Source organism: Pontibacterium sinense (assembly GCF_015209595.1).
In the GTDB taxonomy this organism is placed as follows: Bacteria; Pseudomonadota; Gammaproteobacteria; order Pseudomonadales; family Balneatricaceae; genus Pontibacterium; species Pontibacterium sinense.
In genome coordinates, this window is the sequence record NZ_JADEYS010000001.1 from 396,821 (window position 1) to 421,992 (window position 25,172).

Genomic DNA, 25,172 nt, shown 5'->3' on the forward strand with positions numbered 1-25,172 from the left:
CTGCCGGATGTCATAAGAATTAAGGAATCCTGATGAGCGTAGAAACCACGTTTACCGAAGGTGGTGAGCGCATTGCGCTGAGAGACTTTACCGAAAAGGCGTATCTGGATTACTCCATGTACGTCATCCTCGACCGCGCTCTGCCGCATATTGGTGACGGTATGAAGCCGGTGCAGCGTCGAATTGTGTATGCGATGTCGGAGCTGGGATTGAATGCCGCCTCTAAGCACAAAAAGTCGGCCCGTACCGTGGGTGATGTACTGGGTAAGTTTCATCCTCATGGTGATTCGGCCTGTTACGAAGCGATGGTGCTGATGGCGCAGCCGTTCAGTTATCGTTACCCGTTGGTCGACGGTCAGGGAAACTGGGGTTCTCAGGATGACCCTAAATCTTTCGCTGCCATGCGTTATACCGAATCGCGTCTGGCAGCCTACTCGCAAGTCTTATTGAAAGAAGTTGCTCAGGGCACGGTTGACTGGATTCCAAATTTTGATGGCACGCTGAATGAGCCGGAAGTACTGCCCGCGCGTTTACCGAATGTATTACTGAACGGCGGTACGGGTATCGCGGTAGGTATGGCCACGGATATACCGCCGCACAACCTGCGGGAAGTGGGGGGCGCTTGTATTCACCTGTTGGAGAACCCAACAGCGACACTGGATGACCTCTGCCAGATGGTCCCTGGCCCTGATATGCCAACATCCGCTGAGATTATTACGCCGCGCCATGAGTTGCGAAAGCTCTATGAAAGCGGACGCGGATCGGTTCGGATGCGAGCGGTATACGAAAAAGAGCAAGGTGAGATTGTTGTCACCGCGCTACCGTACCAGACATCCGGCGCGAAAGTGCTGGAGCAGATCGCCCAGCAGATGCAGCAGAAAAAGTTGCCGATGGTCAGTGACCTGAGAGATGAGTCTGATCACGAAAGTCCAACGCGCCTGGTGATCGTACCACGCTCGAATCGGGTGGATATTGAGCAGCTGATGGCACATCTGTTCGCATCGACGGATCTGGAGCGCTCTTACCGTGTGAACCTCAACATGATTGGGGTTGATGGCAAGCCACAGGTGAAAAACCTGCATCAGATCTTGGGTGAATGGCTTGGCTGGCGAACCAGCGTGGTCACTCGCCGTTTACAGCACCGGTTAGAAAAGGTGCTGGATCGTTTGCATATCCTCGAAGGTTTGATGGTGGCGTTCCTCAATATTGATGAGGTGATTGCGATCATCCGTCATGAGGACGATCCGAAGCAGGAGTTGATGGATCGGTTTAAGCTGAGCGATATCCAGGCTAACGCTATTCTTGATCTGAAACTGCGTCACCTCGCTAAGCTGGAAGAGTTTAAGATCAAAGGCGAGCAGGAAGAACTGGATGAAGAGCGCAAGTATCTGGAGGCGACGCTAGGCTCAGACAGTTTGATGCGTAAACTGATCAAAGAAGAGATCAGCGAAGCGATTGAACAGTTTGGTGATGAGCGCCGTTCTCCTATCGTTGAGCGCGGTGAAGCTCAAGCGTTCAGTGAAAAAGATCTGCTTACGGCAGATCCTGTTACCGTAGTGATCTCTAAGCAGGGCTGGGTACGGGCAGCGAAGGGACACGATGTTGATGCACACGGACTGAATTATAAGTCAGGTGATGCGTTCAAGCTCGCCTGCCGTGGCAGGACGAATCAACCGACACTCCTGATCGATTCTACCGGTCGAAGTTATACGGTTGATACACATACGCTCCCGTCAGCCCGTGGACAGGGAGAGCCCGTGACGGGGCGTATTACCCTGCCCAAAGGTGCTACGATCGATGCCGCTGTTGCAGGAAAAGATACAGATCGGGTATTGCTGGCCAGTGACGCGGGGTATGGCTTTGTTGCCAAATTAGCGGATATGACCAGCAAAACCAAAAACGGCAAGGCTGTTCTGACGTTGCCTAAAAATGCCAAGGTGTTAACGCCACAGCATCTGGAAACCACAGAGAACAAGCTGCTGGCTGCGGTGACCAATGAAGGGCGAATGTTGGTGTTCCCAGTTGCTGATCTGCCAGAGTTGGCACGGGGTAAAGGGAATAAGATTATCAACATCCCATCTGCCCGTTCAGCCGCCGGAGAGGAAGTACTGGTGGCACTCACCGTACTGGGCACGAACGATATGCTGGTTGTGCATTCTGGTCGTCAGCACCACAAACTGAAGGCTGCAGATCTGGAGCACTACCGAGGTGAACGCGGTCGTCGGGGTAATAAATTGCCTCGTGGTTATCAGCGAGTGGATCGACTTGAAGTGATCGGCACCGAGTAAAAAATTAAACCTATTACGGGCAGGTTGAATCCTGTCCGTTTTCAACTAGGCTGGATTACTCTGACGCATCAAACGATATCGTCATCAGGTAAAGGTACTTTCGTGTATCTGGCCGAAAAACAGGGACTTCAGGACAGCTCCAATGGATGGGCGTTTACTCAATCTGCGTTATAAGCGACGCACAGCAGCACTGGCAACATTTCTGGCTATCTCCGTCCTGATGTTTGGTGGTGCGCTACTCTACAATCTTGTGCAACTGCGGCAGGCATGGGGTGAATACAGTTATGAAACCTCACAGCGTGCTGATGCGTTGACGCGTATACATCGTGCCGCAGGGTACGGTGGTTTTATCCACAACTTTAAGAACTATGTCCTGCGACAAGATCCTGCATATCTGAAACGACTCACAATCGATACGTCTGAATTCCATAGCGCTTTAAATACATACCGTTTGCTAACGGTGAATACTGAAGAGCAAGCGGCGCTGAATGCAATCCATAAGACCTTTGACGCCTATCTGAATGCGGTACAACTTGCTGAGGCGGGTGTGCTTGAGCAGCTGACGCCCAACGTGCTGGATAAGCGAGTGTTAGTCAGTGATACGGAGGCCATTGAAGCGCTGGCGGTGTTGGAAAGTGCCCATGAACGATATAACCACGAGATCAATCAGCAGATGCAAGCTGAGTTCGATTTTCTAATCAATATGTTGCTGATTGGTCTATTGGCGGTGCCGTTGATTGGATTTTGGGCGCATAGACACATGGGGTTATTGGAGCGCCTGGCTGAAACGATGCTTGCCCGAAATGAGATGCAGAAGATGCTGGCGAGATCGGAGGAGGAGGCCGATGAAGCGTTGAGGCGCAGTGAGACCTATAAACATCTCGCTTATCGTTGTGCGCTGACTCAGATTCCAAATCGACAGGCGTTTAATGAGGCGGCAGAAAAGGCACTGGTTTCCGCGCGTGATCAGCGTGAAAAGCTGGCTGTACTTTATGTGGATGTTGACGATTTTAAAGGGATCAATGATCGTTTTGGCCATAAAACAGGTGATCAGGTGTTAACCGAAATCGCGGGTCGTCTTGATCGAGTATTGCGGGGAGATGATCTGGTGGCGCGCATTGGTGGCGACGAGTTTGCGATTCTCATCTTTGGTCGGGATGCGTTAAAAGCCAAAGATCAATTAGCTACCCGTATTATGGATGCCTTGCGTAAACCGTTTGATAATATTGAACTGGGTTTAAAGGTAAGTTGTTCTGTGGGTGGAGCTATTGCACCAGATCAGGGTGAAGATGTGGATGCCTTACTGAAAGCGGCAGATACCCGTATGTACGTTGTGAAAAAAAGTGGCAAAGATGGTGCGATGATTGGTTGAAACTGGCGCCTGCTAATGTGCGTTATCCAACGTGTTGTTGTGTTGTGCGAGTTTGATTAGCAGATGATTTGATTGTTTCTCAAACAGTGTCTGGTATCGCTTTTCAACCTTGTGAATGAGCACTTTGTCTTCATCTTCCCGGCGGATATCGGCATCCTTCAGCAGCGCCCGTTTAATATCAGGGGCTTCTGTCAGGGCCGTATGGCTGATCAATTCGTTACTTTGGGTTGTGCGAGTCAGAAACCGGGATTCCTCTTGTAGAATCTGTGGCTTACTGCGGTGACCACGTACCAATGCAATGTGCAGATTCAACACTGGTTTGAACTGACCAATACGTTGTTGATTAAACCCTTTGTACAGCAGCACAAACAGCAGCCCTGAACACAGAGCGTTCACACCATGGGCATCGTTGTCCATTGGCTCGCCGAACAGCACTTGCATATCGCCACCGGGATGGATTTCAAGTTCACCGCTGTATATATGTGCCACCTGGTTAGCCAATTGGTGATAAACCTTTAAAAGTTCGTCACGCTCGGCGGTATCCGCATATTCTGTATGTGCTGATGTTGTATCGATATACAGCATATAAGCGGCATTTTCGGCGGTCAGCATGAGCTCCATTTCATGTTCGAAGCTATATAGATCCAGCTGCTCTTCGTCTCTTCCGCGTTTTAACAGCGGATTCTCTTTCTCAGGTGTTGCGGTGAGAGTTTGCTCTTCCAGTTCGATCGTTGTGTCTATCTGCTCAGTATCTGGGGTGATTAAATCGACAGTCAGTTCTTCTGCGTGGCTATCACTGTTGATCGATACGTTTGGCTCTGAAGTCTCTTCAGCGACAGATTCTGGGCTCAGTGGATCAATTGAGGGCGGGTTGCTATGTGCTGCGGATGTTGTTTCTTCAGATTCTGGAATTGCCCGCGCCAGCGTTTGTGAGAAATCCTCTGTTGGTACTATGCCTGGTGTTGAATCGGCGGCTCTGCATCGGTACCAGAGTACAATTGCTGTCAGGCTTCCGCTCAGCAGGACAAACAGCAACGTCAGCAGGAGTTGTTTATGCAGCGCTTGCTGCAGAGAGTTGGGATTCAACCACAATGTGAGCGTGCCAATCTGACGTTCCTGCTGCATCATTTGTCGTTGTACGTGAATGCCTTCATTGTTTCCTGAGCGCGCGACGATCTGTTCACGGGCATCCGAGAGTTGCATGCCCGAGACATAATCCAGCTCAACTAATTCTTTCAGTAGATAGTTTGCGCTGATTCGGTCGTCGGCCAGAATCAGGGGGCGGATCAAAAATGTTGTTTGTTTGGCCAGCGAATGGCCGAGACGACGGGTTTCCGCGTCAGCTTGTTGGCTGGACGCAAACCACAGGTATCCCCCCGCCAGCAGTACGCTCCCCAGGAAAACCAAGGCAGCCATCAAAGACAGGGATTTATTTGATAATAGGGCGGGGCGGTTATCCGTGCTCACGTTTATATAGCTTAAATCAGATACTTAAAGTCTAAATATAGAAGAGGTTAGGCCACCGCGGGTGACAAACGTTCAATGATAGCAGGAGATTTCAGGAATGGTTAATCGAATTCAGCGAAGTGTGACCATGACCCGGGACAACGACGGCGCTATAATGGGTCGATTACTGATCGGGAAGACGACTTCATGAACGTAGAAGAGTACATGATTGAGCTGGGCCAGCAGGCACGAGATGCTGCCCGGTTGATAGCTAAAGCTGCCACAGGCACTAAAAACGAAGCATTGCTGGCGATGGCTGATGCCATTGATAATAGCCGTGATGCGCTGCAATCTGCTAACCAGAAAGATCTGGATAACGGTCGCGCTAATGGTTTAGACGATGCGATGCTGGATCGTTTGGAACTGACGCCTGCGCGTATCGACACAATGATCGAAGGTTTGCGCCAGGTTGCCGGTTTGCCTGACCCCGTAGGTGCCATTACTGATTTGAAGTACCGACCGACTGGTATTCAGGTTGGTAAGATGCGTGTACCGCTGGGGGTGATTGGCATCATCTACGAATCTCGTCCGAACGTTACGGTTGAGGCGGCGAGCCTGTGTCTGAAATCCGGTAATGCGACGATTCTACGCGGTGGTTCTGAAGCGATTAATTCGAATCAGGCCGTTGCTGAGTGCATTAAATCCGGTTTAACCGCGGTGGGTTTACCAGAGACTGCCGTACAGGTTGTAGAAACGACCGACCGTGCTGCGGTGGGTCAAATGATTACCATGCCGGAATATGTGGATGTGATTGTACCACGCGGAGGCAAGGGCCTGATCGAACGTATCAGTGCTGATGCCAAAGTGACAGTGATTAAGCATCTGGATGGTATCTGCCACGTGTATATCGACAGTGATGCGGATAAAGCCAAAGCGGTGAATGTGGCGATCAACGCCAAAACCCACCGCTACGGTACCTGTAATACAATGGAAACGTTGCTGGTGAACCGATCGGTTGCGGCAGACGTTCTGCCTGAACTGGCCGAGCGCTATCAGGCCATTGGTGTCGAGTTGCGAGGTTGTGACGCTACCCGCGAACTGCTGCCGTATATCAACGAAGCGACTGAAGAAGATTGGTCCACCGAATACCTGGCGCCAATCTTGTCGATCAAGCTGGTGGACGATATGGCGGAAGCGATTCGCCATATCAACAAGTACGGCTCACACCATACTGACTCGATCATTACGGAAAACTACACTAAATCCCGCGCATTTTTGCTTGAAGTGGATTCAAGTTCTGTCATGGTGAATGCGTCAACGCGCTTTGCAGATGGTTTTGAATACGGCCTGGGTGCTGAGATTGGCATCTCCACCGATAAGATCCATGCACGTGGACCGGTTGGGCTGGATGGCCTGACATCTGAGAAGTACGTCGTGTTGGGTGACGGTCATATCCGTAATTAAGTGGAGCTATCGGTGAACGAGGCTTTTGTCTTTATGGGTGGGACTTTTGATCCCATACATAATGGCCATTTGCGGACCGCACTAGAGATTCAGCAGTGGCTGGGCGTTGCTCAGGTCAGCCTGGTTCCGTCAAAGCAACCCGTGCATCGTGATGCGCCGGGTTGTACATCGGAACAGCGCCTGGCCATGGTAGATGCAGCCGTTTTGCCTGAACCTGCTTTACGGGCTGATGCCCGTGAAGTCGCGTCGGATAAACCTTCCTATACGTTACTGACCTTACAAGGATTGCGTGAGGAGTTAGGCGAGCATCATCCCATTTGTATGGTGATGGGTATGGATGCTTACCTGACGCTGCCAAAGTGGCACCAGTGGCAGGATTTTCTGGGCTATGCGCATATTATCGTCGTGGCGCGTCCTGGATATCATTTTGAACCCGACGAAATCATGCAACGTTTTACCAGTGCCAACCGTGTAACGGATAAGGCTGAGTTGCTGAGTAAACCGGCAGGTCATGTCCTGATCCATGAAATGACCCCGCTGGGTATTTCAGCCACTCAGGTTCGTCAGTTGGTGACGCGCGGCAATTCGCCCCGCTACCTGCTCCCTGATCCGGTCTGGGCATATATAAAAGATCATAACCTTTACGGTTATCTAACTAATTGAATTGAGACAAATGCAGACAGAAAAACTGATCGAACTGGTTACCGGCTTTTTGGAAGACATGAAAGCCAAAGATATCACTCTGCTGGATGTGCGTGGTAAGTCGACAATTACCGATTACATGTTGATCGCGAGCGGAACTTCTTCCCGTCATGTGGTTTCAACTGCTCAGGACGTGGCAGAGAAGGTTAAAAAGTTGGGTTTACAGCCGATGGGTGTCGAAGGTCAGCAAACCGGTGACTGGATCTTAGTCGATCTGGGTGATCTGGTGGTGCATGTTATGATGCCTGACGCACGTAGCTTCTACGATCTCGAACGCCTGTGGAGCATCGACGAGACCGAGAGCGAGGCTAAGTAACCCCGATGAAAGTGCGCCTGATCGCCATTGGCGGCAAGATGCCACGCTGGGTAACCGATGGTTATAGTGAATATGCCAAACGGTTACCACAGGAGATGCAGCTGGAACTCGTTGAGTTACCTCTGGGCCATCGCGGCAAAAACAGCGATCTGGCCCGGGCTAAAAAGCTTGAGGGTGATCAGATGCTGGCAGCGATCCCAAAAGGAGATCGGGTTATCGCACTGGAAGTGGGCGGTAAAAACTGGTCCACCGAACATTTGGCCGATCAGCTCGAAACCTGGCGCATGGATGGGCGTAATGTTTCTCTGTTGGTTGGTGGCCCCGATGGCTTAGATAGCCGCTGTGTTGCCCTAGCTGACCAGAAGTGGTCCCTGTCTGCCCTGACTCTGCCCCATCCGCTGGTGCGGGTATTGTTGGCTGAGCAGCTTTATCGCGCCTGGACAGTGATCCAGGGCCACCCCTATCACAAATAGGGGCTTGGATGAGTCCTTCACGTTTTAAAGATCACCACCGGGAAAGCCGGACGTTTCAGATCCGAGCAGTTATCGCCTTTATCTTGGTGATCATTGCGCTGTTCGGGTTGGTGTCTCGCTTTTACTTTCTGCAGGTGACGGAACATGACCGTTTTACTGCGCTGTCAGATAAAAACCGTATTCAGCTGCAGCCGGTCGCGCCGACACGCGGCTTGATCTATGACCGTAATGGCGTGTTGTTAGCGGACAATCAGCCCAGCTACAGCGTGACATTGCTGAAAGAAGAGCTTCAGGATCTAGACGGAACTCTGATTCGTCTGCAAGAACTCATACCAATTACGGATCGTCAGATAGAGCGTTTTCGAAAACGACTCAAACAGCGTCGTCGTCCCTTTGAATCGGTGCCGTTGCGTTTTCGCCTGACGGAACAAGAGATCGCTCGGATCTCTGTTAACTATCACCGTTTACCGGGTGTGAGGGTTGAGGCTGACCTGATTCGTTACTACCCCTATGGATCATCCCTGGTGCATGCGCTGGGATATGTGGGGCGAATTAACGAACGTGAACTGCAGAAAGTGGATGAAACCAACTATTCTGCGACGCACTACATCGGTAAATTAGGCGTCGAAAAATACTATGAAGCAGAGCTTCATGGGGATGTCGGTTTCCAGAAAGTAGAGACGAATGCACGTGGCAGGATTATGCGTGTTGTTGAGCGCAGTGACCCCGTGCCGGGCAAGGACCTGGTGATGAGTCTTGACCTTAAACTGCAGCAGGTGACTGAGAAATTATTGGACGGACGCCGGGCAGCAGTGGTTGCGATTGATCCAAACGATGGCGGCATTCTGGCGCTGGTCTCAACGCCTGGATACGACCCTAACCTCTTTGTAACAGGGATCTCCAATAAGGATTACGGTGCGCTGCGTGAATCGGATGATCTACCGCTGTTTAACCGGGCATTGCGCGGACGTTATCCGCCGGGGTCGACAGTTAAACCGATCATCGCGCTTGCTGCTATTGATTCTGAGTCGGTATCCCCCGCGTTTAAGGTCAGTGATCCCGGTTGGTTCACGCTGACCAACGGTGGGCGTAAATACCGGGACTGGAAACGCGGTGGTCATGGAACCGTGGGGCTTAATCTGGCGCTGGCTCAGTCCTGTGATGTTTGGTTTTATTCTGCCGGTCACAAGATGGGCATAGATCCGATGTCGGAATATCTGGGATATTTTGGGTTTGGTTCTATCGAAAGTCTCGACTTGCCCGAAGCCACACGCGGTATTTTGCCTTCCCGGGAGTGGAAACGTAACAGTCGACGCCTACCCTGGTATCCCGGTGACTCACTTAATTTGAGCATAGGGCAGGGTTTTCTATTGTCGACACCGATGCAGCTCGCGACCGCCACAGCGGTTATTGCAAACCGGGGGCGCTGGGTGCAGCCTCGTATGCTGAAAGGGGTGTATCAGGCTGATGAAGAAGGCTTTACTACGACTGACCTGAATCACGACTACGGTCGGAGCAAACCGGATGATGTGAAACTCAAACATCCTGAATACTGGGATACCATTATCCAGGGCATGGTAGATGTTGTGCATGGCCCAAGAGGGACCGCCCGTCTTTCCGCGCAAGGTGCTCAATACCGTTTCGCAGGTAAAACCGGCACGGCTCAGGTCGTGGGTATCAAGCAGGATGAAGAATACGATGCGGAAAAGTTGGCCGAACGGTTACGTGATCACGCGCTATTTGTAGCCTTTGCACCGGTTGAAAATCCTCAGATTGCGGTGGCGGTGATTGTTGAAAACGGAGGGGGCGGTTCTACGACTGCTGCACCGATTGCCCGTAAGGTGATGGATGCCTATTTGGTGGGTGAAGAGGCTGTTAAAGAAACTGAAATTGAGAGCTTGATGGGTTATGAGCACGACTGAGTTCCGCCGTCATATGCCAGAAGCGAGTGACTCGCTGCGTCGGCGTCGTTCGCTCTGGAGTTATACCAAGCTCGACCCGATTATGTTGGTGTTACTGATTACACTCTGCGCCTTTGGCCTGTTTGTGTTGTACAGCGCATCCGGTCAGGACAGTGCGTATGTTCAGCGCCAGGCGATTCGAATGGGGGCAGGGTTTGGCGCAATGATCATTCTGGCGCAGCTTGATCCTCGGTTATTCGGTCGTTGGGCTCCCTGGTTGTACGCTATGGGCGTATTGCTACTGATCGGTGTTATTTTGTTCGGGGTGGGGGCCAAGGGAGCCCAACGTTGGATTCAGTTGCCAGGCTTCCGTTTTCAGCCATCTGAGATTATGAAACTCGTGTTGCCCTTAATGGTGGCTCAGTATTTAGCGGTCAGGGCTTTACCGCCCGGGTTAAAGCACACCTTTTTTGCACTGGTGTTGATTGGCGTACCCACTGTATTGATCATGAAACAGCCGGATTTGGGTACCTCATTGCTGATTGCTGCATCCGGTGTTTTTGTTCTGTTATTCAGCGGTATAAAGTGGCGATATGTATTTGGTGCACTGACGGTGGCGGGGGCTGCGCTGCCGGGTTTGTGGATGGTTATGAAAGAATACCAGAAGCAGCGTGTACTGACGTTCTTAGATCCGGAGAGTGACCCCTTAGGGTCCGGCTGGAATATCATTCAGTCAAAAACTGCGATTGGTTCTGGTGGTGTAACCGGCAAAGGTTGGCTTTCCGGCACGCAGTCACAGTTGGATTTTCTTCCAGAATCACATACAGACTTCATTATTGCTGTCATTGCAGAAGAGATGGGGATGATTGGTGTCCTGCTGCTGCTCGTACTTTATGCAGCAATCATCGGACGCGGGTTATGGATGGCAGCAAATGTTCAGCACAGTTTTGGGCGTTTGGTGGCTGGGAGTGTTACCCTCACATTTTTCGTCTATGTTTTTGTCAACATGGGCATGGTCAGTGGTATTTTGCCAGTGGTAGGCGTACCTCTACCGCTGGTAAGCTACGGCGGAACATCCATCGTTACACTGATGGCGGGGTTTGGTTTGTTGATGTCTGTGCATAGCCATAAAACTATGATGTTGCGGTAATTCAGGGGACAAAACGGAATGAAACGGGTTAAAAAACATCTCGTATCTGCAATCTTAGGCAGTGCAGTGCTACTGCAGGCCGGTTGTGCTGTTTCTGCGGCGAAACCCGCTAACTATGCACAGCATCCAGAGGCTGAGCCATTTATACGGGAAATGGCAAAGGAAGGGTTTGCCGAGGATGAATTACGTGCAGTGCTCGAGCAAGCAACACGGCAGGAGTCGATCCTTAAAGCGATCTCACGTCCGGCGGAAAAGCGCCTGACATGGGGGGAATACCGCAATATCTTTATCCAGCAAAAGCGGATTGATCGGGGCGTTACATTTTGGCACGAAAACGCTGAAGCGTTGCAGCGGGCAGAGCAACAGTACGGTGTGCCCGCAGAATATATCGTTGCGATCATCGGTGTTGAAACTCACTACGGTCGCATTATGGGTAAGTATCGTGTCGTGGATGCGTTGACCACGCTGGGTTTTGATTATCCTAAACGCTCTAAGTTTTTCCGCGGCCAGCTGAAAGAATATTTTCATATGGCCAAAGAGGAAAACATTGATCCGCTCAGTCTGAAAGGCTCTTATGCCGGAGCGATGGGGTTCGGGCAATTTATTCCTTCCAGTTTCCGTAACTATGCTGTTGATTTTGATGGCGACGGTCAGCGGAATATCTGGACGAACAAGACTGATGCCATTGGCAGTGTTGCCAACTATTTTGCCCGCCATGGCTGGCAAAAAGATGGTGCTGTGGTGAGTGGTGTTCAGCTTGGCGGGAGCGCTGACGAGAGCTGGTTCAATGACGGCCTTAAACCGAAGTTAACGCTGGCCGACTGGTCTAAGCGTGGGGTCAGCGCTGCGCGCACGTTAGAGGCTGATCAGCCTGCAACACTGATGCGTTTGGAGACCGATGGCCAGTTCCAGGACCTGCTGGGCTTGCATAATTTTTACGTCATTACGCGTTATAACCACAGCCGTTTATATGCGATGGCTGTGCATGAACTGAGTCAGGCGGTGAAGGCCGAGTACGGGAAACCTCAGTCATGAAGCGGATTTTAATCCTGCTGCCACTGATTCTGCTGGTGGGGTGTTCCTCCGGCGGTGGCGGTCGCTACTCTATTAAGCAGGATCATGGTCCTTCGCAGGCGGTTGATGTGTCGCATGTGAAGGATGCCGTACCGCGGGTCGAACCCAAAAGCCGTGGCGGGAACAAAAGTCCCTACGTTGTATTTGGCAAACGCTACTACATTATGGACAGTGCTCAAGGCTATAAACAGCGTGGTGGGGCGTCTTGGTACGGTAAGAAATTTCATGGGCACGCCACCTCAAATGGTGAAAAGTACGATATGTACGCGATGACTGCGGCCCATAAAAGCTTACCGATTCCCACTTATGTTCGAGTGACAAACTTAAAGAACGGACGGCAGGTTATTGTTAGGGTGAACGACCGTGGTCCGTTTCATCAAGGGCGTATTATTGATCTGTCCTATGCTGCGGCATCCAAGCTTGATATGTTGCGAAGCGGGACAGCGCAAGTTGAAGTCGAAGCCATTGATCCTCGCAGTTGGCAGCGGTCTTCCTCGGTTATAGCGGCGGCAACGCCTGCTTTACCCGTACGTTCGGCCCCGAATGTTCGCGTCCCAGTCCGGGCGACAGCGACTGAAGTATCGAAATCAGTTCTGGTGAAGGGAAGTTACCTTCAGGTAGGCGCGTATAGCAATCGTATTGCCGCTGAGAGAGTAACGGCAGCAGTGCGGGCACTAACCGGAGAAAAGGTTGTCATACGCAACCTTGATCGTGGTGATCGGGTGTTATATCGGGTGCAGGTAGGTCCGGTCAGCTCAGACACTCAGGTCCGCGATCTTATCGGTCAGTTGGAGAGATCCGGATATCCGGAGACCCATCTGGTGGACTTAGATTGAGGGGTTCAGTACAGTTGGGCACGATTGTGCACCGCCTGTAATGTTCATTTCCCAATTCAGCTTTTTATATTTGGATACACATGTTTAAAGCCAAATTTCGACTTATCTTCTTAATGTTCCTGAGCTTATGTGCGGTTAGCGTACAAGCCACCTCCCTGATCCCGGCAGCACCGCAGATTGCGGCTAGAGCCTATGTCGTGATGGATGCGGATACGGGTAAAGTGATCGCCGCAAAAAACGCCGATACTGCGTTTCCTCCGGCGAGCCTGACGAAGCTGATGACCAGTTATGTCCTTGCGTATGAATTGGGTAAAGGCAACATTAGTAAACAGGATTTGGTACTGGTTAGCGAAAAAGCATGGCGTACGCCCGGCTCTCGTATGTTTATTCGCGAGGGTACGCAGGTCCGACTGGAAGATTTGATGAAAGGTATCGTTATCCAATCGGGTAACGATGCTTCGGTCGCAGTGGCGGAGCATATCGCGGGTAGTGAGCGTGCGTTTGCGGATCTGATGAATCAGCACGCGGATCTGCTGGGCATGACCTCCTCGAACTTCCTTAATGCTACCGGCTTGCCGAATGACGCTCATGTATCCTCCGCTATGGATATGGCGCAGCTGGCGCGGGCAATTATTCAGCGTTACCCAGAGCATTACGGTGTCTATTCCGAGAAGTACTTTACCTATAACAAGATTCGTCAACCCAATCGCAATAAGCTGTTGTGGCGTGATAAAACCGTGGATGGTCTGAAAACCGGCCATACAGATGCGGCGGGCTACTGTTTGGTGGCATCTGCTAAACGTGAAGGTATGCGCCTGATCTCGGTGGTGATGGGTACTCGCAGTGAAGAGGCTCGTGCGCAGGAAAGCCAGAAGCTGCTGTCATACGGATTCCGTTACTATCGGACACATCAGCTCTATAATGCCAATGAAGCCCTGAACAGCGCTACAGTCTGGTCGGGCATGCAGGATCAACTGAAAGTGGGTTTATCCGATCCGCTGGCCGTGACTATCCCTCGTGGGCAGGTTGATCAGTTGGAAGCCGTCATGGATATCGATAAGGTCATCAAAGCGCCCGTCGTGAAAGGAGAGGTTTACGGCAACGTAAATATTCTGCTCAATGGTGAGCAGGTACGCGAGGTACCACTGATTGCATTGGAAGATATTCCGGAAGCCGGTCTGCTGAAACGTATTTGGCATTCCATTATGTTGTTCTTTGTTGGCTTGATTGGCTAAACACATTTGGGGTAAGCAGGGATGCCCGCATCTGAGAAGATGTGGGCATTTGCGTTTATAGACTATGAATATCGTGTACCTGAACGGCGAGTACCTGCCTGCTGATAAAGCTAAGATTTCGGTATTTGATCGTGGATTCCTCTTTGGTGATAGCGTATACGAGGTGATCCCGTTTTATCAGGGTGTAGGGTTTCGCCTGACTGAGCATCTGGCAAGGCTGGAATACAGTTTGCGTGCCTTGCAGATTCAAACCTGTCAGGACTGGGAAGCAATACTGAACCTGTTGGTCAGCCAAAATGGTGGCGGTAATCTTTCTGTTTATCTGCAGATAACCCGCGGAGCGGGAGATAGTCGCAGTCATCGATACGGTGATGATCTGTCTCCGACGGTATTTGCCTGCTGTACCCCGATCAAGGACATATATACAGCAGGTCCAGATGACATTGTGCCGATGAAAGTTATCGTCACCGCTGATCTGCGTTGGCACCGTTGTGATGTGAAGTCGACCTGCCTGTTACCTAATATAATGGTGGTGCATCAAGCGCAGGCGCAGGATGCGGATGAAGCATTAATGATGCGAGACGGTAAGTTGACGGAAGGTTCTTCCTGCAATGTCTTTATCGTACTGCAAGGTGTTATTTATACCCCAAAACGTGGTTCTGAGATTTTGGGTGGCACCACCCGTGAGTTAATTATGCAGTTGGCCGATGAACACGCGATTCCCTCGCAGGAAGTCGACATCGACTACGAGATGTTGAAAACGGCTGACGAAGTATGGATATCCAGCTCTACCCGCGGGGTAGTGCCGGTGATCGAAATTGATGGTGATCAGGTCGGGGACGGTGAGAAAGGCCCGCTCTGGTCGACTATGTTTGAACTGTTTATCCGTTATCAGCAAAAACTGATGACCGGCGAGTAGAAGTGAAAGAAAGATGAGTGATACAGAAGCGCCAAAAATTGAATTTCCGTGTGAAAACTACCCGATTAAAGTGCTCGGCCGTGGTGGCGACAACTTTCAGAGTCTGGTGATCGAAGTTGTGCAACAGCACGCCCCGGATCTGGATGTCTCAACGGTTACTGTGCAAGACAGTAAAAAAGGTACCTTTCAGTCGGTACGATTCAGTATTACCGCGACAGGCGAAGCGCAGTTAAGTGCGTTGCACAAAGCCTTGATGGACACCGGCCGTGTCACGATGGTGATGTGAATGAGTGTGAGCGATCAGGTTCTGGTTCGGCAGCTGGCAATTGAGCCTTATACCCCGACATGGGAGAAGATGCAGGACTTTACTGACACCCGGGATGAAAATACCCGTGATGAAATCTGGTTGCTACAGCACGAACCGGTATTTACTCAAGGGCAGGCGGGAAAAGCAGAGCACTTGCTGGCTACGGGTGATATTCCTGTCGTACAGGTGGATCGTGGCGGTCAGGTGACCTATCACGGCCCTGGACAGCTGATTGTATATCTGATGATTAACTTGCGTCGTCGTAAGCTAGGTGTGCGTGAAATGGTTGATATCATGGAGCGCACGTTGGTTGATCTGTTAGCCGATTATGGCATTGATGCTTATGCTAAACCGGATGCACCTGGTGTGTATGTGGGGAATGCCAAAATCGCTTCTTTGGGATTACGTGTGCGGCGTGGCTGTTCTTTTCATGGGCTGGCACTGAACCTGAATATGGACATGGAGCCTTTCCTTCGGATTAACCCCTGTGGTTATGCGGGCATGCCGATGACGCAGCTTTCCGAGTTGACTGAAATGCCTGAATTGAAGGACCTTATGCAAAAGCTGGTCGATCATTTGGTAGGCAAAATCGGGTATACTCACGTCTCTCATTCTGACGTTCTGGAATAAATACTACATGGCTCGTGATACTGACAATATGACAACTTCCAATCCGAAACGCGCTGAACAGGGTGTTAAGTTGCGCGGTGCCGACAAGGTTGCCCGCATTCCGGTAAAAGTGATTCCAACAGCAAAAGATGAAATGCCGCGTAAACCCGACTGGTTGCGTGTACGTATGGGATCCAATGCTGAAGTAAAGCGGATCAAAGAGAAGCTGCGTAATCACAAGTTGTCCTCGGTATGTGAAGAAGCGAGCTGTCCAAACCTGGGTGAGTGTTTCAGCCACGGTACCGCAACGTTCATGATCATGGGTGATATCTGCACCCGTCGTTGTCCGTTCTGCGATGTAGCGCACGGTCGTCCTAACCCGCTGGCTGAAGATGAACCTCGTGAGTTGGCAGAAGCCATCGCGGATATGGAGTTGCGTTACGTTGTTGTCACTTCTGTAGACCGGGATGATCTGCGCGATGGTGGCGCTCAGCACTTTGCGAACTGTGTTAGCGAAACGCGTTCACGCGTCCCGAACATTCAGATTGAAACCTTAGTACCGGATTTCCGTGGCCGTATGGATATCGCGATTGAAATCCTTACACAGACACCACCCGATGTGTTTAACCACAACATGGAAACGGTGCCGAGTCTGTACAAAAAAGTACGTCCGGGTTCAGATTATGAATGGTCCTTGCGTCTACTGAAGAAGTTTAAAGCGCAGAACCCAGATGTCCGGACTAAATCCGGGTTGATGGTTGGTATCGGTGAAACCAACGAAGAGATTATTCAGGTTATGCGTGATCTGCGCGCGCATGATGTGGATATGCTGACTATTGGTCAGTATCTTCAGCCAAGCCGGGATCACCTGAAGGTGGAGCGCTTCGTAACACCTGCAGAGTTTGATGAGTTTTCCCGTCTGGCGAAAGAGATGGGCTTCAAGCATGCGGCCTGTGGTCCATTGGTCCGTTCTTCTTACCATGCCGATCTGCAGGCGAAAGGAGAAGAGGTTAAATAAGACCTCTCTTAGCAAGAATTCTTTAAAGGAGCCTATCGGCTCCTTTTTTATTGTCCGTTATTCTGATTCGATATGTTGCAGGATCAAAAACTTCTAACTATATTAGCCGTATCTTAATTAGAGGTGACGAACATGGCTGGACTGAAGACGATCTCCATCACTGCGAACATGGGTGATAGCAGCGCTATCTATGCAGACATCCGCGATCATAAAATGGTGATCGATCAGCCGACGGCTGCGGGTGGCAAGAACGAAGGTCCAACCCCATTGGAGTACTTCCTGTTCTCGCTGGCTGGATGTATTGCCAGCATTGCGCGTATCGCGGCGATGCAGAAGAAAATTGATCTGCGAGGCATGGAGCTGAAAGTAGATGCTACTTTGAACCCGGCAGGTCTGATGGGTAAAGAAACAGAAGATCGTGTTGGCTTTCAAACTATCTCTGTTGATGCCAGCATTGACGCTGATATGAGCGAAAGTGAGAAAAAAGCCTTTCTGGATGCTGTATGTGATCGCTGCCCATTGCATGACAATATCAAGCTGGAAACACGTGTTGATCACCAGTTGGTTTAATAGACAGTGAATTCTCAAGAGCCGGTTTTATACCGGCTTTTTTGTGTCTGAGGATTGACAGGCAGGTTACGCACAGAATCTGTTGATAAGTCTGGGAATAAACCGGGTATAGGCTCGGGGTACTTGTCTGTATCTGCCATGTATGGGGGCTTTCAGGAGATCGTGCTTTTTATGATCGGTGTGATTAACTTTTTTGTAGAAGGCGTTTGTCAATAATAACTTTAGAAAAAATATAGATAGAGATTTGGCTTATCAACAAAATTTATGCCTAAGTTATACCGGAATTCTGGGGGTTAAATTGTGGATAAGCTAAGGGTAAGTTGCTCGGTGTGGCATGTTCTGGGCAATACCCTAAAGTGGTCAAATACTACCCGTTGGAAAAGGCTCTGTGGCTATTTAGCTTGCTGCTCACGGCGCTTCTCAACCATATAGGATGCAACTGCTTCGGCTTGTTCAGCACTGAGGTTATCGAACGTTGGCATTGAGTGTTCGCTGTTGTAACCATATTTTATGACCAGCATGATTTCATAGTCTTTTAGGCTCTTATCGGTAATCGGTAAGTTTTCCAGATAAGGCCCGAGCCCTTGATTCTGATGGCAGCTAATACAGTAGTAGTCGTAGAGGGGTTTGCCATCTTTCAGGCGAGTGGGATCGAATTTTTTTTCACAGCCTACTGTGACCAGACTCAGGCAGGCCACGATCAATGCAGTCAATCGCATGGGAAGCCCTTCCTTTGCTATCCAGAGCGCACAATATTGCGCATTTGAAGTACATGATAGTTAAGAAATAGGTAGAGTGATACCGGCAAGTGTAAAACAGATACTGGCCAGGCTCACCCAAGGGTCACCCCGTTCAGCGCCTTTGATGATGCGATCAACCTGTCCGCAGTCGGATAGAAGTTTTTCCAGGGTGGATTGACGAAGTCTCTGAGCGGCGCGTCCTAATTGTGGCTTACGCTTTCCCCAGATCTTCTCGCGCTGACACAATGCATCAAAGCTCATACCCGATGATTGGCCTAGCTGGATGTTGTAGAGTGCGCGGATCTCTCTGACCAAAGCCCAGAGAACAATCGCAGCTTCCGTACCGTCCTGATGTAAGACTTGCAGAATCTTATGGCTGCGGTCTGCCTGGCCCAACAAAACAGCTTCTGTCAGACCATAGATATCGTAGCGGGAACTGTCTGTAACCGCGTCAATGACATCGTCTGCGGTGACCGGTTTATCCGGGTAGAGCAGTAGGAGCTTTTGCAGTTCCTGTTTGGCGGCGAGCAGATTCCCTTCGATACGATCAACCAGTAGGCTGACTGCATCGTCTTCCAATTGCAGGCCGATTTGGGCAGCACGTTGCCGGACCCAGGTGGGCAGTTGATTCGGTTCAATTGGCCAAAGCTCTACAATCACGCCTTTTTGGTCAATGGCTTTAAACCAGGCGGATTTCTTGCTCGCTCCGTCGAGTTTGTTGGCGACAAGCAGTAATACGTTGTCCGGGGAGGGGGAATTCAGATACTGACGAAGAATCTCGCTGGATTGTTTATTCAGCTTGCTGCTGCCAAGGCGCAGTTCGATAATCTTCCGTTCAGCGAACAGAGACAGAGCGTTAGCGCATTCCAGTAGATACTCCCATTTAAAGCCGGATTCTACATGGAGTATTTCACGCTCGGTAAACCCCTGTTGTTTGAAGTGGCTACGCAACAGGTCGCAGCTTTCTTCGGAGAGAAGCGGCTCGTCACCCGTGATCAGATAAGCCGGTTGGACCTCACCTTTCAGTCGGCTGGCGAGCTGCTCCTGTTTTACTTTCATTTCTTGCTGTCAAACGCCAGATAGCTGCGGATAATGCGGGTTGCCATCGCATCGTACATTTCGTCGCGAAGCAGAGATTCCTGTTCATCCTTGGCCGCGGCGGCATCTGCATCGTACGTGTAAACACGCTCAGTGATCGCAGACTCGTTTTTAACCAAGTCGTTTTTCAGCGAGTGCAGTTCATACTCAACCTTCAGTGTTAGTGAGTACTCATCAACACGAGCGCTACTGTCGAGAGAGACAGAGTCACGTTTGAATACAGACTTATGAATCTTCAGGTTGTACGGGGCATTTGCCACCAGTTGAATACCGTTATCCTGCAGACCGCGCGTCAAAGCGCGACTCAGACGCTCATTGGTGCGGTCTGTTTGCAGGCTCAGTTGAGCCTTATCGGCGGATACATCCACTGCACCGCGCAAGTGAAAACCACAAGCAGACAGCAGCGATAGGGTAAACGCCAGCATAACTGCCAGCAGCAGCTTAGTGTTCAGTTGCTCGGCCATATGAGGATGCTCCTTTATCCGGTCTTATCCAACGACGATGTTAACCAGTTTACCCGGCACCACAATCTGCTTGCGGATGCTTTTGTCGGCCATATGTTTCTGAACGTTTTCTTCAGCCAGTGCCGTGTGCAGGATGACATCCTTATCGGCGTCTGCTGCAACGTTGATCTTCGCCCGGACTTTGCCATTCACCTGTACAACCATCTCGATAGAGGTACGTACAAGTGCACTTTCGTCAACCTGTGGCCAAGGTGCGGTTAGGATATCACCTTCCTGCCCCAGAGCTGTCCACAGTTCGTGCGTGATGTGTGGCACGATAGGGGCCAGCAGCTGAACGGCGGTTTGCAGTGCTTCCTGAGACACCGCACGGCCTTGTTCGCTGACATCAACAAACTTGCTGATAGCGTTGGACAGTTCCATCACAGCAGCAATCGCCGTGTTAAATGTCTGGCGGCGCTCTACGTCATCAGACACTTTCTGGATGGTTTCGTGCACCTTGCGACGCAATGCCTGCTGGTCATCTGTCAGCGCAGCCGTATCCAGTGCGACAACATCGTCGCCTGTTTGCAGGTGATCAAATGCCTGTTTCCAAAGACGTTTCAGGAAGCGATGCGCGCCATCAACACCGGAATCAGACCATTCCAGAGATTGCTCTGGTGGTGCTGCAAACATCATGAACAGGCGTACGGTGTCTGCACCGTATTTATCGATCATGATCTGAGGATCGATGCCGTTGTTTTTCGACTTGGACATCTTGGATACGCCAGCAGAAAGCACGGGCTCTCCGTCTGATTTCAGGGTCGCGCTAACAAAACGACCTTTGTCATCGGTTTCTACCTGAACGTCGGTCGGGGAGATCCACTCCTGACCACCATTCTCACCTTCGCGGTAGTAGGTATCTGCCAGAACCATACCCTGACACAGCAGGCGCTTGAACGGTTCGTCGGAATCGACCAAACCCTGATCACGCATCAGTTTATGGAAGAAGCGAGAGTACAGCAGATGCAGAATCGCGTGTTCGATACCACCGATGTACTGATCAACCGGTAGCCAGTAATTGGCCTTTTCCGGTTCCAGCATCTGGCTTTCGCTCAGACGACTCGCGTAACGTGCGTAGTACCAGGATGATTCCATAAAGGTATCAAAGGTGTCGGTTTCACGTTCTGCCGCTCCGCCGCATTTAGGGCAGGTGGTGTTGATGAAGCTTTCCATTTTTTTAATTGGAGAGCCGACACCGTCAAACTGAACATCTTCAGGCAGCGTCACTGGTAGCTGATCTTCAGGGACAGGAACGGAACCACAGCTGCTGCAGTTTACGACAGGGATTGGTGTACCCCAGTAGCGCTGACGGGATACGCCCCAGTCGCGCAGGCGGTAGTTAACGGTAACTTTGCCTTTGCCTTTTGCTTCCAGTTCAGCGGCGATCGCTTTGAAGGCCATATCGAATTCCAGATGATCGAAATCACCGGAGTTCACCAAAATGCCTTTCTCTGTGTAAGCTTCTTTATTCAGATCGACTTCGATGGAAGCATCAACAGGTTTGATCACCTGTTTGATCTCCAGGCCATATTTAACGGCAAATTCGTAATCACGCTGATCGTGACCCGGAACAGACATCACTGCACCTGAACCGTAATCCATCAAGACGAAGTTCGCGGTCCATACTGGCACTTTTTCACCGGTGAGCGGGTGAATGGCTTCGACGCCCAGCGCCATGCCTTTTTTCTCCATGGTTGCCAGATCGGCCTCGGCAACCTTGATGTTTTTGCACTCGTCCAGGAATTCGGCCAGTTCTGGATTGTTCTCAGCTGCTTTTTGCGCGAGAGGGTGCTGTGCAGCAACGGCGACATAGGTCACACCCAGAAGAGTGTCAGGGCGCGTCGTAAAGACTTCTAGCTCACCGTAGCCCTCCACATCAAACTGTAGCTCGACACCTTCGGAGCGTCCGATCCAGTTTTTCTGCATGGTGCGGACCTGTTCAGGCCACTGATCCAGTTTATCCAGATCATCAAGCAGCTGATCAGCGTAGTCCGTAATTTTCAGGAACCACTGAGGAATCTTCTTACGCTCTACCAGTGCGCCGGAACGCCAGCCACGACCGTCGATAACCTGCTCGTTCGCCAAAACGGTCTGATCGACCGGATCCCAGTTCACTTCGGCTTCTTTTTTGTAAACCAGACCGGCGTCCATTAGCTGGGTGAAGAACCACTGTTCCCAACGGTAATACTGTGGGTGACAGGTCGCCAGTTCACGGTTCCAGTCGTATCCAAAGCCCATTTGCTTGAGCTGGTTACGCATGTAGTCGATGTTTTCGTAGGTCCACTTCGCAGGCGCAACGTTGTTTTTCAACGCGGCGTTCTCAGCGGGCAGGCCAAACGCATCCCAACCCATCGGCTGAAGGACGTTTTTTCCCTGCATGCGCTGGTAGCGGGAGATCACGTCACCAATGGTGTAGTTACGAACGTGGCCCATGTGAAGACGGCCGCTTGGGTATGGGAACATGGATAGACAGTAGAACTTGTCTTTCCCTGGCTCCTCAATACATTTGAAGCTGTCATTGTCTTCCCAGTGTTTCTGGGCCTGAGTTTCGATTTCCTGAGGCTGATACTGTTCGTTCATCGTGATCTTTTGTGAACCCGGTAACTGAAAACCGGCATCGGATTGACGCCGGTTAAATGTTCATATGGAAAGTTTGCGGTATGGGGCATAGCATACAATATATGGACTAGAGCCAACAGAGTTTCACCCTCAGGAGTGCATGTTATGACCGATAAAGATAACGATCGCCAAAATGATTCGGCTCAAGGAATCAGTGCCTACGATCGGGTGGTAGCCCGATTGCATAAAAATTTGTCCAATGCCGAGGCCAGTTCCTGGGAATATCTGCAGGAAAAAATTGAAGAGGCCGTTGAGATGGAGCTGACGGCGGAAGAGATGACCCGTGATGAAATGGATCTTCTGACAGCGTATATCAAACGTGATCTGAAAAAGCTGGGTTTCTATGCCCATGGCACAGGTGAAGGGATCGCGGCGTGGTTGCACTTCGATTTAAATGTGTTGGAAGACCGCATGAAACGGATGCTGGTCAGCCTGGCGGACAAAACTCGTATTCAACAGGAAGAGTTGCGTGAACGCCTGGATCACGGCGAAGAGGAATATATTGCCGGTGAGCTAGCTGGAGCGGGCACATTGCAGTGTCTTAAATGCGAATCGACACAAGTGTTAACTAAAACTGCGCAAATAGGCCCATGTGAGGAATGTCAGGGGCGGTATTTCCGCCGGATATCTCAACCGTGGCAACAAGATAACGCTTGAAATGATGAGTATTCGCAATAGTCGGTGGTGTCTGCTGCTGGCACTGGTCTTAAGTACCAGTGCCGCGGCATTGGGTTTTTATGCAGGTGCCGAGCGTCCCGCGCAGATGTTATCTGTTCAGTTGGTTAACGATTCCAGTCGGCTGATAGAACGGGTTGAGATTAAGCACGGCAACTCCGACACTCAGGAACTGATCTCGATATTAGGACTTAAGCCCGGTGATGATCGGATTATCGGGCTCAATCATCAGCCTGCGATGGGCTTCAGTTTGACAGTACATTATGCCGACGGTGAGCACTATGAAATGTGTGTCGGAAAATACGTGCCAGGGTGGTTTTTGTCGGAAGTGATCAGTGACGAAGGTTTGGACGAAGTGAGCGGGCGTTATCGTTGAAGGATAATTTCTGGCGTCCTAAACCTACAATGCAGAGTAAGAAACTGAACGCTACAACGGGCCAGCTCCCGACCTGTTGAAACGGTGTCAGCCCCTGCCGCGGCTGCACTGAGCCGGTCAGAATAGCCTGTGTATAACGCGGTGCTTGTTGAGTCACGTTGCCGTGCGGATCGATCAGACCCGATATTCCGTTGTTGGTGCTGCGGATAATCCAGCGCTGACTTTCCAGTGCGCGCATGCGGGCGATCTGCATATGCTGATCCGGTGCAATCGAATGACCAAACCAAGTGTCGTTGGACACGGTCAGAATAAATGCGGCTTGCTGGCTGCTTTCACGCACCAGTTCAGGGTAGGCAATCTCATAGCAGATGGCGGCTGACATGAGGTGACCTTGTACGTTCAGAAGTGATTGCTTGTCGGATAAAGGTAGGCTAAAGCTCGACATCGGTAAATTGAAGAATTCCAGCGCGCCTCGCAGATAGTGTTCCATTGGTATGTATTCACCAAAGGGTACTAGGCGCTCTTTGTGGTAAACACCACTGCCGTTGCTGAGCACTGCAATGCTGTTGTGGTAGAGCCGTCGCTGGGAGTCCGGGTCTCGGGATGAGGTTGGCAAGCCGCTGATCAACGTTGTGTTGTCGGCGTCAAATTGTTCCAGCATTGGTGACAGTTGTTCGGCAGCACGGCTAAAAAATGTTGGGATCGCTGTTTCAGGCCAGATGATCAGGTCATCGCCGCTGCGAGGCAGGGACAACGCTTCATAGCGCGCGAGGATACTGTCGCGTTGTTGTGGGTCCCACTTGTCTTCCTGATCAATGTCCGCCTGAATGAGGGTGACGTTCAGTGGAGTTCCCGATGCTGTCGTCCAGGTGGTGTTTACAAACGGCAGCAGTGCCCATGGTGCGATCAGAATCAGAAGATAGCTCGCGCGTGTGGGCCAGCTTTTTTCCCGTAGCACCTCAAACAATACAATACCGCTACCGGCAACGATCAGCGAGTTCAGCCAAACCCCACCCATCGGAGCCCAGCTTGCCAGCGGGGTATCCAGCGTTGCGTAACCGAGATAAAGCCACGGAAAGCCGGTGAGTAACCAGCTGCGCAGCCATTCACCCAGTATCCATAAGCCGATAAATGACAGTGCACCCCAGCGACCGCTGAACCAGCGTTTCCAACACCCGCCTTGCAGCATAAACAGCAGCGCAAGCGCTGATACAAAAAGCGCGGTCAGTGCCACTGCCAAGGGCAAGGGGGTGGCGCTGTGTTCGTAGATACTGACAAATACCCAGGAGACCCCGGTACCAAAAAAACCGAGGCCAAAAGACCAGCCCAGTAGCCATGAATTGCGCTGTGGGGCCGTACTTAGAATAAGGTAAAAGAGCAGGGGAGCGACGGGCGCGAGCCAGACAATGTTAAACGGTGCAAGGGCGGCTGTTGCTGAAGCGCCAGCGAGCAGGGACAGCAACAGACGCAGGATCAACATC

24 protein-coding genes are annotated in these 25,172 nt (G+C 51.0%); 18 read left to right on the forward strand and 6 right to left on the reverse strand.

Translation table 11 applies throughout. The features are described 5' to 3' along the window. Positions 1–32 precede the first annotated feature (32 nt). Complete coding sequence (parC, locus tag IOQ59_RS01800; protein WP_193951535.1) at positions 33–2,288, forward strand: DNA topoisomerase IV subunit A; 2,256 nt, start codon at positions 33–35, stop codon at positions 2,286–2,288. A 142-nt stretch (positions 2,289–2,430) separates the two neighbouring features. Beyond that, positions 2,431–3,660 (forward strand): GGDEF domain-containing protein, encoded by a 1,230-nt coding sequence (locus IOQ59_RS01805; RefSeq protein ID WP_193951536.1) that lies wholly within the window; start codon positions 2,431–2,433, stop codon positions 3,658–3,660. Positions 3,661–3,672: 12 nt separating this feature from the next. Here IOQ59_RS01805 and IOQ59_RS01810 read toward each other — a convergent pair whose 3' ends face one another. Further along, complete coding sequence (locus tag IOQ59_RS01810; protein ID WP_193951537.1) at positions 3,673–5,076, reverse strand: hypothetical protein; 1,404 nt, start codon at positions 5,074–5,076, stop codon at positions 3,673–3,675. 237 nt (positions 5,077–5,313) lie between these two features. On the opposite strand from IOQ59_RS01810, the gene IOQ59_RS01815 reads away from it, so the two are divergent. From IOQ59_RS01815 to IOQ59_RS01880, 14 genes are all read left to right on the forward strand, one after another. Continuing rightward, positions 5,314–6,570 (forward strand): glutamate-5-semialdehyde dehydrogenase, encoded by a 1,257-nt coding sequence (locus tag IOQ59_RS01815; protein ID WP_193951538.1) that lies wholly within the window; start codon positions 5,314–5,316, stop codon positions 6,568–6,570. Between the two features lie 12 nt (positions 6,571–6,582). Next, the gene (gene nadD / locus IOQ59_RS01820; RefSeq protein WP_371871811.1) at positions 6,583–7,233 is read left to right on the forward strand and encodes a nicotinate-nucleotide adenylyltransferase; all 651 of its coding nucleotides are present in this window, start codon (positions 6,583–6,585) and stop codon (positions 7,231–7,233) included. A 10-nt stretch (positions 7,234–7,243) separates the two neighbouring features. Continuing rightward, a complete protein-coding gene (gene rsfS / locus IOQ59_RS01825) occupies positions 7,244–7,588 on the forward strand; it encodes a ribosome silencing factor (protein ID WP_193951539.1) in 345 nt (114 codons plus the stop codon). 5 nt (positions 7,589–7,593) lie between these two features. Next, complete coding sequence (gene rlmH, locus IOQ59_RS01830) at positions 7,594–8,061, forward strand: 23S rRNA (pseudouridine(1915)-N(3))-methyltransferase RlmH (protein ID WP_193951540.1); 468 nt, start codon at positions 7,594–7,596, stop codon at positions 8,059–8,061. Positions 8,062–8,069: 8 nt separating this feature from the next. After that, entirely contained in the window at positions 8,070–9,983 is a 1,914-nt protein-coding gene (gene mrdA, locus IOQ59_RS01835) for a penicillin-binding protein 2 (RefSeq protein WP_193951541.1), read from the forward strand. Then, on the forward strand, positions 9,970–11,112 hold the full coding sequence (gene rodA, locus IOQ59_RS01840; protein WP_193951542.1) for a rod shape-determining protein RodA: 1,143 nt from the start codon (positions 9,970–9,972) through the stop codon (positions 11,110–11,112). Before mrdA ends, rodA begins: the two co-directional genes overlap by 14 nt. 18 nt (positions 11,113–11,130) lie before the next feature. Beyond that, positions 11,131–12,147, forward strand: coding sequence for a lytic murein transglycosylase B (gene mltB / locus IOQ59_RS01845; RefSeq protein WP_193951543.1), 1,017 nt, complete (start codon positions 11,131–11,133; stop codon positions 12,145–12,147). Then, positions 12,144–13,022, forward strand: a complete 879-nt coding sequence (locus IOQ59_RS01850) for a septal ring lytic transglycosylase RlpA family protein (protein ID WP_193951544.1) — start codon at positions 12,144–12,146, stop codon at positions 13,020–13,022. The genes mltB and IOQ59_RS01850 overlap by 4 nt, the downstream gene beginning before the upstream one ends. Positions 13,023–13,102: 80 nt before the next feature. Further along, positions 13,103–14,257, forward strand: a complete 1,155-nt coding sequence (locus IOQ59_RS01855) for a D-alanyl-D-alanine carboxypeptidase family protein (protein WP_193951545.1) — start codon at positions 13,103–13,105, stop codon at positions 14,255–14,257. A gap of 64 nt (positions 14,258–14,321) precedes the next feature. Continuing rightward, entirely contained in the window at positions 14,322–15,176 is an 855-nt protein-coding gene (locus IOQ59_RS01860; RefSeq protein ID WP_193951546.1) for an aminotransferase class IV, read from the forward strand. Positions 15,177–15,189: 13 nt separating this feature from the next. Beyond that, complete coding sequence (locus IOQ59_RS01865) at positions 15,190–15,462, forward strand: YbeD family protein (protein WP_193951547.1); 273 nt, start codon at positions 15,190–15,192, stop codon at positions 15,460–15,462. Beyond that, complete coding sequence (gene lipB, locus IOQ59_RS01870; protein ID WP_193951548.1) at positions 15,463–16,113, forward strand: lipoyl(octanoyl) transferase LipB; 651 nt, start codon at positions 15,463–15,465, stop codon at positions 16,111–16,113. It begins immediately after the preceding gene. Between the two features lie 7 nt (positions 16,114–16,120). Continuing rightward, the gene (lipA, locus tag IOQ59_RS01875; RefSeq protein WP_371871812.1) at positions 16,121–17,110 is read left to right on the forward strand and encodes a lipoyl synthase; all 990 of its coding nucleotides are present in this window, start codon (positions 16,121–16,123) and stop codon (positions 17,108–17,110) included. A 132-nt stretch (positions 17,111–17,242) separates the two neighbouring features. After that, positions 17,243–17,680: an OsmC family protein gene (locus IOQ59_RS01880; protein ID WP_193951549.1), complete on the forward strand. Its 438-nt coding sequence runs from the start codon at positions 17,243–17,245 to the stop codon at positions 17,678–17,680. A 392-nt stretch (positions 17,681–18,072) separates the two neighbouring features. On the opposite strand, the gene IOQ59_RS01885 is transcribed toward IOQ59_RS01880, so the two are convergent. The 4 genes from IOQ59_RS01885 to leuS are packed head-to-tail and all read right to left on the reverse strand — an operon-like array spanning position 18,073 to position 22,601. Further along, entirely contained in the window at positions 18,073–18,399 is a 327-nt protein-coding gene (locus tag IOQ59_RS01885) for a c-type cytochrome (RefSeq protein ID WP_193951550.1), read from the reverse strand. Between the two features lie 60 nt (positions 18,400–18,459). Then, the gene (gene holA / locus IOQ59_RS01890; protein WP_193951551.1) at positions 18,460–19,479 is read right to left on the reverse strand and encodes a DNA polymerase III subunit delta; all 1,020 of its coding nucleotides are present in this window, start codon (positions 19,477–19,479) and stop codon (positions 18,460–18,462) included. Next, positions 19,476–19,982 carry an LPS-assembly lipoprotein LptE gene (locus IOQ59_RS01895; RefSeq protein WP_193951552.1) on the reverse strand — a complete coding sequence of 169 codons (507 nt, stop codon included), beginning with the start codon at positions 19,980–19,982 and terminating at the stop codon, positions 19,476–19,478. The genes holA and IOQ59_RS01895 overlap by 4 nt, the downstream gene beginning before the upstream one ends. A 24-nt stretch (positions 19,983–20,006) precedes the next feature. After that, a complete protein-coding gene (gene leuS, locus IOQ59_RS01900; protein WP_193951553.1) occupies positions 20,007–22,601 on the reverse strand; it encodes a leucine--tRNA ligase in 2,595 nt (864 codons plus the stop codon). Positions 22,602–22,745: 144 nt separating this feature from the next. Between leuS and IOQ59_RS01905 the strand changes: the two genes are divergently transcribed. Continuing rightward, positions 22,746–23,297, forward strand: a complete 552-nt coding sequence (locus IOQ59_RS01905) for a zinc ribbon-containing protein (RefSeq protein ID WP_193951554.1) — start codon at positions 22,746–22,748, stop codon at positions 23,295–23,297. Between the two features lies 1 nt (position 23,298). Further along, positions 23,299–23,691, forward strand: a complete 393-nt coding sequence (locus IOQ59_RS01910; RefSeq protein ID WP_228050597.1) for a hypothetical protein — start codon at positions 23,299–23,301, stop codon at positions 23,689–23,691. Here the strand turns inward: IOQ59_RS01910 and lnt are convergent. Then, positions 23,648–25,171, reverse strand: coding sequence for an apolipoprotein N-acyltransferase (gene lnt, locus IOQ59_RS01915; RefSeq protein ID WP_193951556.1), 1,524 nt, complete (start codon positions 25,169–25,171; stop codon positions 23,648–23,650). The genes IOQ59_RS01910 and lnt overlap by 44 nt on opposite strands. Position 25,172: the final 1 nt, after the last annotated feature.

Coding starts and splice junctions, on each gene's coding strand:
- parC (WP_193951535.1), top strand. CDS start 33: ATGAGCGTAGAAACCACGTTTACCGAAGGTGGTGAGCGCATTGCGCTG.
- IOQ59_RS01805 (WP_193951536.1), top strand. CDS start 2,431: ATGGATGGGCGTTTACTCAATCTGCGTTATAAGCGACGCACAGCAGCA.
- IOQ59_RS01810 (WP_193951537.1), bottom strand. CDS start 5,076: ATGGCTGCCTTGGTTTTCCTGGGGAGCGTACTGCTGGCGGGGGGATAC.
- IOQ59_RS01815 (WP_193951538.1), top strand. CDS start 5,314: ATGAACGTAGAAGAGTACATGATTGAGCTGGGCCAGCAGGCACGAGAT.
- rsfS (WP_193951539.1), top strand. CDS start 7,244: ATGCAGACAGAAAAACTGATCGAACTGGTTACCGGCTTTTTGGAAGAC.
- rlmH (WP_193951540.1), top strand. CDS start 7,594: ATGAAAGTGCGCCTGATCGCCATTGGCGGCAAGATGCCACGCTGGGTA.
- mrdA (WP_193951541.1), top strand. CDS start 8,070: ATGAGTCCTTCACGTTTTAAAGATCACCACCGGGAAAGCCGGACGTTT.
- rodA (WP_193951542.1), top strand. CDS start 9,970: ATGAGCACGACTGAGTTCCGCCGTCATATGCCAGAAGCGAGTGACTCG.
- mltB (WP_193951543.1), top strand. CDS start 11,131: ATGAAACGGGTTAAAAAACATCTCGTATCTGCAATCTTAGGCAGTGCA.
- IOQ59_RS01850 (WP_193951544.1), top strand. CDS start 12,144: ATGAAGCGGATTTTAATCCTGCTGCCACTGATTCTGCTGGTGGGGTGT.
- IOQ59_RS01855 (WP_193951545.1), top strand. CDS start 13,103: ATGTTTAAAGCCAAATTTCGACTTATCTTCTTAATGTTCCTGAGCTTA.
- IOQ59_RS01860 (WP_193951546.1), top strand. CDS start 14,322: ATGAATATCGTGTACCTGAACGGCGAGTACCTGCCTGCTGATAAAGCT.
- IOQ59_RS01865 (WP_193951547.1), top strand. CDS start 15,190: ATGAGTGATACAGAAGCGCCAAAAATTGAATTTCCGTGTGAAAACTAC.
- lipB (WP_193951548.1), top strand. CDS start 15,463: ATGAGTGTGAGCGATCAGGTTCTGGTTCGGCAGCTGGCAATTGAGCCT.
- lipA (WP_371871812.1), top strand. CDS start 16,121: ATGGCTCGTGATACTGACAATATGACAACTTCCAATCCGAAACGCGCT.
- IOQ59_RS01880 (WP_193951549.1), top strand. CDS start 17,243: ATGGCTGGACTGAAGACGATCTCCATCACTGCGAACATGGGTGATAGC.
- IOQ59_RS01885 (WP_193951550.1), bottom strand. CDS start 18,399: ATGCGATTGACTGCATTGATCGTGGCCTGCCTGAGTCTGGTCACAGTA.
- holA (WP_193951551.1), bottom strand. CDS start 19,479: ATGAAAGTAAAACAGGAGCAGCTCGCCAGCCGACTGAAAGGTGAGGTC.
- IOQ59_RS01895 (WP_193951552.1), bottom strand. CDS start 19,982: ATGGCCGAGCAACTGAACACTAAGCTGCTGCTGGCAGTTATGCTGGCG.
- leuS (WP_193951553.1), bottom strand. CDS start 22,601: ATGAACGAACAGTATCAGCCTCAGGAAATCGAAACTCAGGCCCAGAAA.
- IOQ59_RS01905 (WP_193951554.1), top strand. CDS start 22,746: ATGACCGATAAAGATAACGATCGCCAAAATGATTCGGCTCAAGGAATC.
- IOQ59_RS01910 (WP_228050597.1), top strand. CDS start 23,299: ATGATGAGTATTCGCAATAGTCGGTGGTGTCTGCTGCTGGCACTGGTC.
- lnt (WP_193951556.1), bottom strand. CDS start 25,171: ATGTTGATCCTGCGTCTGTTGCTGTCCCTGCTCGCTGGCGCTTCAGCA.